Origin of the sequence: Stutzerimonas sp. S1, assembly GCF_025966695.1 — a bacterium.
In the GTDB taxonomy this organism is placed as follows: domain Bacteria; phylum Pseudomonadota; class Gammaproteobacteria; order Pseudomonadales; family Pseudomonadaceae; genus Stutzerimonas.
Window position 1 is genome coordinate 363,367 of the sequence record NZ_JAOEIY010000006.1, and the last position, 12,382, is coordinate 375,748.

13 protein-coding genes and 1 pseudogene are annotated in these 12,382 nt (G+C 62.5%); 6 read left to right on the plus strand and 8 right to left on the minus strand.

The window, feature by feature from the left end; genetic code table 11:
- Positions 1-49 precede the first annotated feature (49 nt).
- From N8H22_RS15385 to thrC, 3 genes are all read left to right on the plus strand, one after another.
- Positions 50-565, plus strand: a complete 516-nt coding sequence (locus tag N8H22_RS15385; RefSeq protein ID WP_264591384.1) for a GFA family protein — start codon at positions 50-52, stop codon at positions 563-565.
- Positions 566-648: 83 nt separating this feature from the next.
- On the plus strand, positions 649-1,953 hold the full coding sequence (locus N8H22_RS15390; RefSeq protein ID WP_264591385.1) for a homoserine dehydrogenase: 1,305 nt from the start codon (positions 649-651) through the stop codon (positions 1,951-1,953).
- 54 nt (positions 1,954-2,007) lie between these two features.
- On the plus strand, positions 2,008-3,432 hold the full coding sequence (thrC, locus tag N8H22_RS15395; protein WP_264591386.1) for a threonine synthase: 1,425 nt from the start codon (positions 2,008-2,010) through the stop codon (positions 3,430-3,432).
- Positions 3,433-3,527: 95 nt separating this feature from the next.
- Here the strand turns inward: thrC and rnt are convergent, their stop codons facing one another.
- Positions 3,528-4,202, minus strand: coding sequence for a ribonuclease T (gene rnt, locus N8H22_RS15400; protein ID WP_264591387.1), 675 nt, complete (start codon positions 4,200-4,202; stop codon positions 3,528-3,530).
- A complete protein-coding gene (gene pyrC, locus N8H22_RS15405) occupies positions 4,199-5,242 on the minus strand; it encodes a dihydroorotase (protein WP_264591388.1) in 1,044 nt (347 codons plus the stop codon). The genes rnt and pyrC overlap by 4 nt, the downstream gene beginning before the upstream one ends.
- A 186-nt stretch (positions 5,243-5,428) precedes the next feature.
- Here pyrC and N8H22_RS15410 point away from each other — a divergent pair, with 186 nt between their 5' ends.
- From N8H22_RS15410 to gloA, 3 genes are all read left to right on the plus strand, one after another.
- Positions 5,429-6,322 (plus strand): OmpA family protein, encoded by an 894-nt coding sequence (locus N8H22_RS15410; RefSeq protein ID WP_264591389.1) that lies wholly within the window; start codon positions 5,429-5,431, stop codon positions 6,320-6,322.
- An 84-nt stretch (positions 6,323-6,406) separates the two neighbouring features.
- A complete protein-coding gene (locus tag N8H22_RS15415; protein ID WP_264591390.1) occupies positions 6,407-7,624 on the plus strand; it encodes an argininosuccinate synthase in 1,218 nt (405 codons plus the stop codon).
- 95 nt (positions 7,625-7,719) lie between these two features.
- On the plus strand, positions 7,720-8,112 hold the full coding sequence (gene gloA / locus N8H22_RS15420; RefSeq protein ID WP_264591391.1) for a lactoylglutathione lyase: 393 nt from the start codon (positions 7,720-7,722) through the stop codon (positions 8,110-8,112).
- Between the two features lie 32 nt (positions 8,113-8,144).
- On the opposite strand, the gene N8H22_RS15425 is transcribed toward gloA, so the two are convergent.
- From N8H22_RS15425 to N8H22_RS15450, 6 genes and pseudogenes are all read right to left on the minus strand, one after another.
- Positions 8,145-8,324: a hypothetical protein gene (locus N8H22_RS15425; RefSeq protein ID WP_264591392.1), complete on the minus strand. Its 180-nt coding sequence runs from the start codon at positions 8,322-8,324 to the stop codon at positions 8,145-8,147.
- A gap of 107 nt (positions 8,325-8,431) precedes the next feature.
- The gene (gene nth / locus N8H22_RS15430) at positions 8,432-9,070 is read right to left on the minus strand and encodes an endonuclease III (RefSeq protein WP_264591393.1); all 639 of its coding nucleotides are present in this window, start codon (positions 9,068-9,070) and stop codon (positions 8,432-8,434) included.
- A gap of 37 nt (positions 9,071-9,107) precedes the next feature.
- On the minus strand, positions 9,108-9,821 hold the full coding sequence (locus N8H22_RS15435; protein ID WP_264591394.1) for an electron transport complex subunit E: 714 nt from the start codon (positions 9,819-9,821) through the stop codon (positions 9,108-9,110).
- Positions 9,818-10,579 carry an electron transport complex subunit RsxG gene (gene rsxG / locus N8H22_RS15440; protein ID WP_264591395.1) on the minus strand — a complete coding sequence of 254 codons (762 nt, stop codon included), beginning with the start codon at positions 10,577-10,579 and terminating at the stop codon, positions 9,818-9,820. The genes N8H22_RS15435 and rsxG overlap by 4 nt, the downstream gene beginning before the upstream one ends.
- 1 nt (position 10,580) lies before the next feature.
- Positions 10,581-11,609, minus strand: a complete 1,029-nt coding sequence (locus tag N8H22_RS15445) for an RnfABCDGE type electron transport complex subunit D (RefSeq protein ID WP_264591396.1) — start codon at positions 11,607-11,609, stop codon at positions 10,581-10,583.
- Between the two features lie 89 nt (positions 11,610-11,698).
- Positions 11,699-12,382 (minus strand): annotated as a pseudogene (locus N8H22_RS15450) (electron transport complex subunit RsxC); the annotation flags it as partial.

Below are 12,382 nucleotides of genomic sequence, written 5' to 3' on the forward strand. Positions count from 1 at the left end.
AGCGATTGCTGTCCTTACGAGTGTCGAAAACTCACTGAGGGCGGCAGTTATGAAGCTCGACGGTTCCTGTCACTGTCAGGCTGTGCGGTTCACGCTCGAGTCTGCTCAGCCTTACCCATTCATGCGCTGCTACTGTTCGATCTGCCGCAAGACGGCGGGCGGCGGTGGTTACGCCATCAACCTTGGCGGCGATTATCGTTCGCTCATTGTCGAGGGCCGAGAGTATCTGCGTGTCTATCGAGCGCGCCTGGTTGATGCGCAGAGTGGCACTGTGATGCTCAGCAGCGCTCGCCGGCACTTCTGCGGGGAGTGTGGCAGTGCGCTCTGGTTATGGGATCCGAACTGGCCGGAGCTGGTCCATCCGCACGCCTCGGCAATTGATACGCCGTTGCCGGTCCCTCCACATAACACGCATATGATGCTCGATTGCAAAGCGAGTTGGGTGATGCCGCAAGTTGCTCCCGGCGACAGCTGCTTCGGTGAATATCCGAACGAGTCATTGGCGCAATGGCACCAGCGGCTTGGCTTGGTCGGCGCAGAGGATGCCTTCGGCAAGGCTGATTGACTAAAGCCTGCGCCCTTCGTAATGTGCGACTCTTTTGTTCGGCCGGCGCCCCCGGCCGATCGCCGTGAATGGGGGAGTGCAGCTTGAAACCGGTGAAAGTTGGCATCTGTGGGCTGGGAACCGTCGGTGGCGGCACCTTCAATGTGCTCAAGCGTAACGCCGAGGAGATCGCCCGCCGTGCCGGTCGAGGTATCGAGGTTGCGCAGATCGCTACTCGCCAGCCGAATCCCAAATGCGATACCGCCGGCACACCGATCACCGACGATATCTTCGCCGTGGCCAACAATCCCGAGATCGACATCGTCGTCGAGCTGATCGGCGGCTATACGCTGGCGCGCGAGCTGGTGCTTAAAGCGATCGATAACGGTAAGCATGTGGTCACCGCCAACAAGGCGCTGATCGCCGTACACGGTAACGAAATCTTTGCCAAGGCTCGTGAGAAGGGCGTTATCGTCGCTTTCGAGGCCTCGGTAGCGGGTGGTATTCCGGTCATCAAGGCGATTCGCGAGGGGCTGGCAGGCAATCGCATCAACTGGCTGGCCGGCATCATCAACGGCACCGGCAACTTCATTCTCACCGAGATGCGCGAGAAGGGCCGTACCTTCGACGACGTGCTCAAGGAAGCCCAGGCGCTGGGGTATGCCGAGACCGATCCGACCTTCGATGTCGAGGGTATCGATGCCGCGCACAAGCTGACCATTCTTGCGTCCATCGCTTTCGGTATCCCGCTGCAGTTCGACAAGGCCTATACCGAGGGCATCACCCAGCTGACCACGGCGGATGTCAACTACGCCGAGGCGCTGGGCTATCGCATCAAACACCTGGGTGTTGCACGGCGCACCGAGGCCGGCATCGAGCTGCGTGTGCATCCGACGCTGATTCCGGCTGATCGTTTGATCGCCAACGTGAATGGCGTGATGAACGCGGTGATGGTCAACGGCGACGCCGTCGGCAGCACGTTGTATTACGGTGCCGGTGCCGGCATGGAGCCGACGGCATCGGCAGTAGTGGCGGATCTCGTCGATGTCGCTCGCGCGCTAACTACTGACCCGAACAACCGCGTGCCGCATCTGGCGTTCCAGCCGGATTCTCTGTCCGATCACCCGATTCTGCCGATCTCGGCTTGCGAGAGCGCCTATTACCTGCGTATCCAGGCCAAGGATCATCCTGGCGTGCTGGCGCAGGTCGCTACCATCCTGTCCGAGCGCGGCATCAATATCGAGTCGATCATGCAGAAGGAGGTCGAGGAGCACGATGGCTTGGTGCCGGTGATTCTGGTCACCCACCGGGTGGTCGAGCAGCGTATCGACGATGCCATCGCCGCGCTGGAAGCGCTCGGCGATGTCGTGGGTAAGGTCGTGCGGATCCGCGTCGAACAGTTGATCTAACAGCCGTCCGGCTTCTCGAATACGAAGCCGGCGAAGAACCGAAGGTTTTGAACCATGCGCTACATCAGCACCCGCGGCCAGGCGCCGGCCCTGAATTTTGAAGATGTGTTGCTGGCGGGCCTGGCCAGCGACGGCGGCCTCTACGTGCCGGAGAATCTGCCGCATTTTACCGTCGAGGAAATCGCCTCGTGGACGGGCCTGCCATATCACGAGCTGGCTTTCAGGGTCATGCGCCCGTTCGTCAGCGGCAGCATTCCGGACGCCGACTTCAAGAAGATCCTCGAGGAAACCTATGCCACCGGTGATGGTGGCGTGTTTGCGCATGCTGCAGTTGCTCCGCTGCGTCAGTTGAACGGCAACGAATGGGTACTGGAGCTGTTCCACGGCCCGACCCTGGCGTTCAAGGACTTTGCCCTGCAACTGCTCGGCCGACTGCTCGACTACGTGCTGGCCAAGCGTGGCGAGCGCGTGGTGATCATGGGCGCCACTTCCGGCGATACCGGCTCGGCGGCCATCGAAGGGTGCCGCCGCTGCGACAACGTCGACATCTTCATCCTGCACCCGCACCAGCGTGTGTCTGAGGTGCAGCGTCGGCAGATGACCACCATCCTCGGCGAGAACATCCACAACATCGCCATCGAAGGCAACTTCGACGACTGCCAGGAGATGGTCAAGGCCAGTTTCGCCGATCAGGGTTTCCTCAAGGGCACCCGTCTGGTTGCGGTCAACTCGATCAACTGGGCGCGGATCATGGCCCAGATCGTCTACTACTTCCATGCGGCGCTGCAGCTGGGAGGCCCGGCGCGTTCCGTCGCCTTTTCGGTGCCCACCGGCAACTTCGGCGACATCTTCGCCGGCTACCTGGCGCGCAACATGGGGCTGCCGATCAGCCAGCTGATCGTTGCCACCAACCGCAACGACATCCTGCACCGTTTCATGAGCGGCAATCGCTACGACAAGGACACGCTGCATCCGTCGCTGTCGCCGTCGATGGATATCATGGTGTCGTCCAATTTCGAGCGCCTGCTGTTCGACCTCCACGGCCGTAGTGGCAAGGCGGTGGCTGATCTGCTGGATGCCTTCAAGGCCACAGGCAAGCTGTCCGTCGAAGAGGGCCGCTGGACCGAAGCGCGCAAGCTGTTCGATTCGCTCGCCGTGGATGATGAGCAGACCTGCGCGACCATCGCTCAGGTGTTCAAGGAAACCGGCGAGCTGCTCGACCCGCACACCGCCATTGGCGTACGTGCTGCGCGTGAATGTCGGCGCAGCCTGAGCACGCCGATGGTGACCTTGGGTACGGCGCATCCGGTGAAGTTCCCGGAGGCGGTGGAGAAGGCCGGTGTGGGCAAGGCGCTGGAATTGCCAGTGCACCTGGCCGATTTGTTCGAGCGTAGCGAGCGTTGCACGGTGCTGCCGAACGAACTGAAAGCCGTCCAGGCGTTCGTTGGGCAGCATGGCAATCGCGGCAAGCCGCTGTAAGCCGGAGTTCAATGAAAAAGGCCAGTCGAGCGACTGGCCTTTTTTGTTTTCGTTGGTCGCCGATCGCTGGCGACCGGTGGAAGCGGACGCGAATTTTAATCGTCGAACTCTTCCCAGCCACCCATTTCCCGCCAGCGGTTGACGATGCCGCAGAACAGCTCGGCGGTCTTCTCGGTATCGTAGCGCGCCGAGTGTGCCTCGCGTCCGTCGAAATCGATCCCGGCGGCCTGGCAGGCCTTGGCCAATACGGTCTGACCGTACGCGAGGCCGGCCAGCGTCGCCGTGTCGAAGCTGGAGAAGGGATGGAACGGGTTGCGTTTGATATCGCAGCGCGCGATCGCAGCGTTGAGGAAGCCGAGGTCGAAGCTGCTGTTGTGGCCGACCAAGATCGCCCGCTTGCACCCGCTGGACTTCACGGCCTTGCGAACGCTACGGAAGATCTCGTGCAGGGCGTGGTCTTCGCTGACCGCCATGCGCAGCGGGTGATCGAGCTTGATGCCAGTGAACTCCAGCGCTGCCGGCTCGATATTGGCGCCGGGGAAGGGCTCTACGCGGAAGAACAGGGTGTCTTGCGGGTAGAGCAGGCCTTGCTCGTCCATGCCAATGGTGACCGCGGCGATCTCCAGCAAGGCGTCGGTGGCACTGTTGAAGCCGCCACATTCGACGTCGATCACCACTGGCAGAAAGCCGCGAAAGCGTCGCGCCATTGGCGAGCGTGGTTTGCCAGGCAGACTGGTTTCCAGTTCGTCGTCGAAATGATCGTCACTCATCGACTTTCCTCCAGGCGCCAGCGCAGTGTTTCGCCAGCCCGCAGCGGGATCAGCTGCTGTTCGCCGAACGGCAGGCTGGCCGGCATCTCCCAGGCGTCGCGAACCAGGGTGATCTGCTCGGTGTTGCGCGGCAGGCCGTAGAAATCCGCACCGAAGTGACTGGCGAAGGCTTCCAGCTTGTTCAGTGCATTGCGCTGCTCGAATGCTTCGGCGTAGAGCTCGATGGCCGCATGGGCGGTATAGCAGCCGGCGCAGCCGCAGGCGGACTCCTTGGCATGCTGGGCGTGTGGTGCCGAATCGGTGCCGAGGAAGAATTTCGGATTACCGCTGGTGGCCGCGTCGAGCAGTGCGTCTTGGTGCACGTTGCGCTTGAGGATGGGCAGACAGAAGAAATGCGGGCGAATGCCGCCGACCAGCATGTGGTTGCGGTTGTACAGCAAGTGGTGGGCGGTAATGGTGGCGCCGACGTTGCTGCCGGCCGCCTCGACGAACTGGACGGCGTCGCGGGTGGTGATGTGCTCGAACACAACTTTCAGCTGGGGGAAGCGCTCGGTGACGCGGCTGAGCTGCTCGTCGATGAAGTATTTTTCACGATCGAATATGTCGATCTCGCCTCGGGTGACCTCGCCGTGCACCAGCAGCGGCAGGCCGACCTCGGCCATGACTTCCAGCACCGGGAAGATATTGTCGATCTGGGTCACGCCAGATGCCGAGTTGGTTGTGGCACCGGCTGGATAGAGCTTGGCCGCGTGCACGAAGCCACTGGTCTTGGCCGCGCGGACGTCGTCGACGCTGGTGCTGTCGGTGAGGTAAAGCACCATCAGCGGTTCGAAGCGGCTGCCCGCGGGGCGGACCGCCAGGATGCGCTCGCGATATGCCTGCGCCTCGTCGGCATTGCGGACGGGTGGGACCAGGTTGGGCATGATGATCGCGCGGGCGAACTGGCGTGCGGCATCTGCCACGGTGTGTGGCAGCACCGCACCGTCGCGCAGGTGGATATGCCAGTCGTCGGGGCGCAGCAGGGTAAGTCGGTCGGACATGCGGGGTTTCCAGGCGGGTGAAACGTGCGCGAATGCTACCGGAAAAGCCTGGCTGCGGCACGTGGCGCTGCGTCGGCGGCGCGCGATGTGACGGAGCGGCAGATCTCGAGACGGTGGCCGATCGCTCAAGTTTTGTAGCGCTGCTCCGATACCCAAAGGGAATGCGTTTTCTGCGGAGTTCTCCCCGTGCGCCTGCGTCCGCTCGTGCTGTGTTGTCTGTTGGCCTCTCCGGCCGACGCTATAACTTTCCAGACCCGTCTGGAGAGGGTGCAATGGCACGTCGAAGGTGATCAGTTCGAATGCCGTCTGATCCAGCCGATCGCCGGCTTCGGCAGCGGGCAATTCGTGCGTCGAGCCGGCGAAGAGGCAATCTTCCGTCTGCAGTCGCCGCAGCGCTGGCTGGGTGTCGGTTCGGCCACACTGTTTGCTGCGGCAGCGCCTTGGCAGCCGGCTCGTGGAGACATCAACCTCGGTGTGGTGTCAGTGGGAGGCGGCGAGATCCCGTTCAGCAGTTCGAACCTGCAAGCCGGCCGCCTGCTCAGCGGGTTGCTCGAGGGGCGTAGTCCGGTGGTGCGCCACCGCACGCTGCATGGCGGAGAATCGCTGGAGGTTCGCCTGCTGCCGGCGCGCTTCGCCAAGGCGTACGAGGACTATCGCGTCTGTGCCGCCAAGCTGTTGCCGGTCAACTTCGATCAGGTGCGTCAGTCTCAGGTCGGCTTTCCTTCTGGCGATGTGGCGCTGGATGATGTTGCCCGTGCCAAGCTGGACATCGTTATGCAATTCCTCAAGGCCGACCCCAGCGTCAATCGCATCCTGCTCGACGGGCATTCGGATAACAGCGGCAATCGCCTGACCAATCGCGACTTGTCCCGCCGGCGGGCGTTGGCGGTGAAGGAGTACCTGCAGGCCAACGGCGTGCCTGAGGAGCAGATCACGCTGCGCTTCCACGGCGAGCGCTATCCGCTGGTGCGCAACGACAGCGAGGCTGCGCGGGCCAAGAATCGCCGCGTAACCCTGCGTCTGCAACGCGAGCCGACGGATTCGATGGCTTCGTCGCCCGGCGGCGCGCCGTCCTCCTGACGCCCTGCCGGCGCGCGCCCCTGTAAAACCGCCGCCACGATCGGTAGAATCCTCGGTTTTCCGTACAACCGTGGAGCTGATGGCATGGCGGACGTTAAGAAGGTGGTTCTGGCCTATTCCGGTGGCCTGGACACCTCGGTGATTCTCAAGTGGCTGCAAGACACCTACAACTGTGAAGTGGTGACCTTCACCGCTGACCTGGGACAGGGCGAAGAGGTCGAGCCGGCCCGCGCCAAGGCTCAGGCCATGGGCGTCAAGGAAATCTACATCGACGACCTGCGCGAAGAATTCGTCCGTGATTTCGTCTTCCCGATGTTCCGTGCCAACACCGTGTACGAAGGCGAGTACCTGCTAGGTACCTCCATCGCCCGTCCGCTGATTGCCAAGCGTCTGATCGAGATCGCCAACGAGACTGGCGCTGATGCCATCTCCCACGGCGCCACCGGCAAGGGCAACGACCAGGTGCGCTTCGAGCTGGGCGCCTATGCGCTCAAGCCGGGCGTCAAGGTGATCGCTCCCTGGCGCGAGTGGGACCTGCTGTCGCGCGAGAAGCTGATGGACTACGCCGCCAAGCACGAGATCCCGATCGAGCGTCACGGCAAGAAGAAGTCGCCGTACTCGATGGATGCCAATCTGCTGCACATCTCCTATGAAGGTGGCGTGCTGGAAGACACTTGGACCGAGCACGAAGAAGACATGTGGCGCTGGACCAAGTCTCCGGAAGCTGCACCGAACGTGCCGACCTACATCGAACTGACCTATCGCAACGGCGACATCGTCGCCATCGACGGCGTTGAGATGACCCCGGCGACCGTGCTGGCCACCCTGAACAAGATCGGTGGCGAGAACGGCATCGGCCGTCTGGACATCGTCGAGAACCGCTACGTTGGCATGAAGTCGCGCGGCTGCTACGAGACCCCCGGCGGCACCATCATGCTCAAGGCCCACCGCGCCATCGAGTCGATCACCCTCGATCGCGAAGTGGCCCACCTGAAAGACGAGCTGATGCCCAAATACGCCAGCCTGATCTACAACGGCTACTGGTGGAGCCCGGAGCGTCTGATGCTGCAGCAGATGATCGACGCGTCCCAGGTCAACGTGAACGGTGTGGTGCGCCTGAAGCTGTACAAGGGCAACGTCATCGTAGTCGGCCGCAAGTCCGACGACTCGCTGTTCGACGCCAACATCGCCACCTTCGAGGACGATGCCGGCGCCTACGACCAGGCCGATGCCGGTGGCTTCATCAAGCTCAACGCGCTGCGCATGCGCATCGCTGCAGGCAAAGGCCGTTCGCCGCTCTGATAAGCTGCGCCGACCGAGCCTGACCTGACCCCGGCCATGCGCCGGGGTCTTGTTTTCTGCTCCGCCTACGCGGGCCGAACGAGGAGAACCAACCCATGAGATTGCTGCATACCATGCTGCGTGTAGGCGACATGGACAAGTCCATCGCCTTCTATACCGAAGTGCTGGGCATGACCTTGCTACGGCGCAAGGATTATCCGGATGGACAATTCACCCTGGCCTTCGTGGGCTACGGTGACGAGGCCCACAACAGCGTGATCGAGCTGACCCACAACTGGGGCGTGGACAGCTACGACCTGGGGGACGGCTATGGCCATATCGCCCTGGAGGTGGAGGATGTCTACAAGGCTTGCGAAGACATCCGTGCCCGTGGCGGCAAGATCACCCGTGAGCCGGGGCCGATGAAGCACGGCTCGAGCATCCTCGCTTTCGTTGAGGATCCGGATGGATACAAGATCGAGCTGCTATCGCCGCAGCGGCGCGACTGACACGCATAAAAAAAGCCCCTAGCGGGGCTTTTTTATAGATCGAAATCGAAGTCGTTGAGCTGTTTTTGCAGACGTCGCTCTTCGAGCAGGTTGTCGATGATCCGCCGCTTGGTCAGGTTGGTCTTGGCGACTTCCACTGGAGCATCGGTGCTCTCTTCATCTTCTTCCGCGATGAAATCGTCTTCGATCTGGATATCTTCTTTCTCGGCCACTTGTTCACTCCAAGGCTACTGGGCGCTCTGGCGCACCTTATAGCGGCAAAGTCAGGTCCGGTAAAAAAGATTTTTTCAATCGTGACCGAAGGTTTTGACGAGTGCGCTCAATCGTCGGAAGTCTTGTGTTTGTATTCGCACAGGTCTTCGATTCGACAGCTGCCACACAGCGGTTTGCGTGCCTTGCAAACATAACGACCATGCAGGATCAGCCAGTGGTGCGCATCGAGCAGGTACTGCTTGGGGACGAACTTGATCAGCTTGCGTTCGACTTCCAGCACGTTCTTGCCCGGCGCGATGCCGGTGCGGTTGCTCACGCGGAATATGTGGGTATCCACTGCCATGGTGAACTGGCGAAAGGCCGTGTTGAGCACCACATTGGCAGTCTTGCGGCCAACGCCGGGTAGCGCCTCGAGCTCCTCGCGATTGTCGGGCACGCGGCTGCCATGCTTCTCCACCAGCATCCGACAGGTTTCGATGACGTTCTTCGCCTTGCTCGGGTACAGGCCGATGGTCTTGATGTACTCGCAAAGGCCGTCATAGCCAAGGGCATAGATGGCTTCCGGGGTATTGGCCACTGGAAACAATCTGGCCGTGGCCTTGTTTACGCCAACGTCGGTCGCTTGGGCCGACAGGATGACGGCGATCAGCAGCTCGAACGGCGTGCTGTAGGCCAGTTCGGTCTTCGGTTCGGGATTTTCTTCGTGCAGCCGTCGGAAGATTTCTCGGCGTTTCTCGGCGTTCATCGAGATGCCTGCGCCGCTGCTCGTCTGTGGCTGAAGCTCATTCGATGACTCCGGTGACGCGGACCCGACGGCTCGGTGCGGCGACTTTCGGCTGGCGAGCCGCCGCGCGTACCGCAAGTTGCTGGTCGATTCGGTTCTTCAGCGCAATCAACAGGCCGAGGACGATGAATGCGCCAGGCGGCAGGATCGCCAACAGGAAGCCTTTGTAATCGCTGACCAGGGTGATCTGCCAGTCGGCGGCCAGCGGGCCGAGCAACAACTGCATATTGGCGAACAGCGCACCAGTGCCGAGCAGCTCGCGGATGCCGCCGAGCACCACCAGCACCAGGCAGAAACCAAGCCCCATGACCAGGCCGTCGAAGCCAGCTACCAGAGGTTTGTGCTTGGCGGCGAAGCCGTCGGCACGGCCCAGAATGACGCAGTTGGTGGTGATCAGCGGAATGAAAATGCCGAGGATCTGATACAGCTCGTAGGTGAACGCCTGCATCAGCAGTTCGATGCAGGTAGTCAACGCGGCGATGATCATGACGAACGCTGGCAGGCGTACGGCAGTGTTGACCACGCTACGCACCAGCGATACGGCGACGTTCGAGCAGGTCAGTACGAGCATGGTCGCCAGCCCCAGCCCGAGTGCGTTGACCGCGGAGTTGCTCACGCCCAGCAGCGGGCACAGCCCCAGCAGCTGCACCAGTCCGGGGTTGTTCTTCCACAGTCCGTTGAGGGTCAGTTCGCGGTAGCTGGGCGTGCTCATGGCTTGCTCCCTTGCGGTGCGACGGCAGGCTCGTCCGCGCGCAGTTCATCGCGGGTCGCCGCTGTACCGGCGCGCGAATGGGTGGTCGGGCCGGACTCGCCGGTAACCGTGTCGGAAGCCTCTGTCGTAGGAGCAGCAGGAGCTAGCAGCTCGTGCTTGTGCGCATCGAAGTACTGCAATGCGCGGTGCACCGCACCGACCACCGCTCGTGGGGTAATGGTGGCGCCGGCGAACTGGTCGAATTCGCCGCGGTCTTTCTTCACCGCCCAGCCCGACTCATCCGGGTCGGTGAGTGATTTGCCATCGAAACCGTGAACCCAGTTGCTTTTAGCCAGCTCGATCTTGTCGCCCAGGCCCGGTGTCTCGCGATGGCTCAGTACGCGCACGCCAGCCAGCCGACCGTCGCTGAGCACGCCGACCAGCAGGCGGATGGCGCCGCCGTAGCCATCAGGTGCTGTGACCTGCAGGATCACCGCAACGGGCTGTCCGTCCTTGCTCGCAACGTAGGCGGGCAATGGGCGTTTGTTGCCCAGCAGGTGGTCGTGCACTTCGATGGCGTGATCGAGCAGCTGATTGTCGTAACTCCCGGCCGGCAGGATTTCACCAAGGGCTCGTATCTGCGCGTTGCGTTCCGCGGCCTCGATACGTTCGGCAGTGCCTTGCTGGAGCAGTGTGACCGTGCCGACGGTGGCGATGGCAAACAGGCCAAGCACTGCGGCGTTCTTCAGCATCGAACGGCTGATTTCCGGAAGCATCATGTCATTCGCCCAGCTTGAAGCCGCGCTCGGCCTTGCGGTGGCCGTAAGTGCGCGGGCGGGTGTAGTAGTCAATCGTTGGTGCCGCGAGGTTCATCAGCAGCACGGCGAAGGCGACGCCATCGGGGTAGCCGCCCCAGGCACGGATGACATAGACCAGCACACCGACGCCGATACCGAAGATCAGCCGTCCGAGCGTGCTGGTGGCGCCACTCACCGGGTCGGTGACGATGAAGAAGGCGCCGAGCATGGTCGCGCCACTGAGCAGGTGGAACAGTGGCGAGCCGTGGCTATCCGAGCCACTGCCGTTCCAGAACAGCAGGCTCATGATTGCCAGCGCGCCAAGCATGCCGGCTGGGGCGTGCCAGCTGAACAGCCGCTGGTGCAGGAGAAACAGGCCGCCGGCGAGGAACGCCAGGTTCACCACTTCCGAGCCGATCCCGCCGAAATGCCCGAAGGCAGGATTACGCCAGAGCTCTTCGACCGTCAGCCGATTGTTGACCTTGAGCACGTCCAGCGCGGTGGCTTGGCTCCAGCCGTCGGGCAGCGAACCGAGGCCGAGGATCTGTCGTAGCCCATCTGCCACGCCGACGCTGTGGGGAACGGGCCAGGTTGTCATCTCCACCGGGAAGGAAATCAGCACCACCACGTAGCCGATCATCGCCGGGTTGAACGGATTCTGACCCAGCCCGCCATATAGCTGTTTGCCGAAGATGATGGCGATGCCCGTGGCGATCAGGGTCAGCCACCAAGGGGAGTAAGGCGGCAGCGCGAGTGCCAGCAGCACAGCGGTGACCAGGGCGCTGCCATCGCGCAAAAAGAACTGCATCGGGCGTTGGCGTAAATAGAGGGTCGCCGCTTCGCAGCAGAGGGCCACACTGCTGGCCCAGATCAGATTGATCAGGGTGCCGGCACCGTACAGCCAGGTCAGGACCACCACGCCGGGCAGGGTTGCGGCGAGCACCAGCAGCATGACTCGCTGGGTGCGGTTGCCGCCCTTGGCGTGGGGCGAAGTGATGCGGGGCAGGGCCATTGGCGGTTCCGATTCCTGTTTTGTCTTGCGGTGGCGCGCCTGCAACGGCGTTGCCACGGGTGAAAGTTCGTTCTGCCTTGCCGCTGCTGTCAGCTGTCCTGATACTCGGCCAGCTGCTGCTCGGCCGCCTGCAGGCGGGCTCGCGTGCTCTCGAGCAGATCGTCCGCTGTGCTGGCGTCACGTTCCAGCTTGCGCAGATCGGCTCGGGCAAACGCCACTTCGGTCTTCAAGGCGCGCAGCCGTTCATCTACACCAGGTTTGCTGGTGCGCACCAGCTCCGGGGCGGCTTTCCCGCAAGCGTCCTCGGCCGCGTGCAGGGCCTGCTCCGCACTCGCTAGCGCATCGCGCAGTCGGTGCAGTTCGGCGTCGTCAGCACCTGCTTGCTCGGCTTTCTTCAGCTCAGCGCGTTTCATGGCCAGTTCGATCTTGGCCTTCTTCAGCGCCTCATCGCCGGCGGGCTTGATGGCCGCGATGGCTGTCGTGCTTTCTGCGGCGCTCAGGGCCTTCTCCGCCTCGTGAAGCTGCTGGCGCAGGCGGGCGAGCTCGGCCTGCTGGTCGTCGTCTGGCGCTTCGATCTTCTCCAGCTTGCGAATCTGCGCCTTGAGCATGGCCGCTTCGATCTTGACCTTTTTCAGCGCCTCATCGCCGGCGGGCTTGATGGCCGCGGTGGCTGTCGTGCTTTCGGCGGCGCTCAAAGCCTTCTCCGCCTCGTGAAGCTGCTGGCGCAGGCGGGCGAGCTCGGCCTGCTGGTCGTCGTCTGGCGCTTCGATCTT

What these genes read in the sequence shown, in the direction of transcription:
- thrC (WP_264591386.1), top strand. Translation starts at nt 2,008, where the DNA reads ATGCGCTACATCAGCACCCGCGGCCAGGCGCCGGCCCTGAATTTTGAA.
- rsxG (WP_264591395.1), bottom strand. Translation starts at nt 10,579, where the DNA reads ATGATGCTTCCGGAAATCAGCCGTTCGATGCTGAAGAACGCCGCAGTG.
- rnt (WP_264591387.1), bottom strand. Translation starts at nt 4,202, where the DNA reads ATGAGTGACGATCATTTCGACGACGAACTGGAAACCAGTCTGCCTGGC.
- N8H22_RS15385 (WP_264591384.1), top strand. Translation starts at nt 50, where the DNA reads ATGAAGCTCGACGGTTCCTGTCACTGTCAGGCTGTGCGGTTCACGCTC.
- N8H22_RS15415 (WP_264591390.1), top strand. Translation starts at nt 6,407, where the DNA reads ATGGCGGACGTTAAGAAGGTGGTTCTGGCCTATTCCGGTGGCCTGGAC.
- N8H22_RS15445 (WP_264591396.1), bottom strand. Translation starts at nt 11,609, where the DNA reads ATGGCCCTGCCCCGCATCACTTCGCCCCACGCCAAGGGCGGCAACCGC.
- gloA (WP_264591391.1), top strand. Translation starts at nt 7,720, where the DNA reads ATGAGATTGCTGCATACCATGCTGCGTGTAGGCGACATGGACAAGTCC.
- pyrC (WP_264591388.1), bottom strand. Translation starts at nt 5,242, where the DNA reads ATGTCCGACCGACTTACCCTGCTGCGCCCCGACGACTGGCATATCCAC.
- N8H22_RS15435 (WP_264591394.1), bottom strand. Translation starts at nt 9,821, where the DNA reads ATGAGCACGCCCAGCTACCGCGAACTGACCCTCAACGGACTGTGGAAG.
- nth (WP_264591393.1), bottom strand. Translation starts at nt 9,070, where the DNA reads ATGAACGCCGAGAAACGCCGAGAAATCTTCCGACGGCTGCACGAAGAA.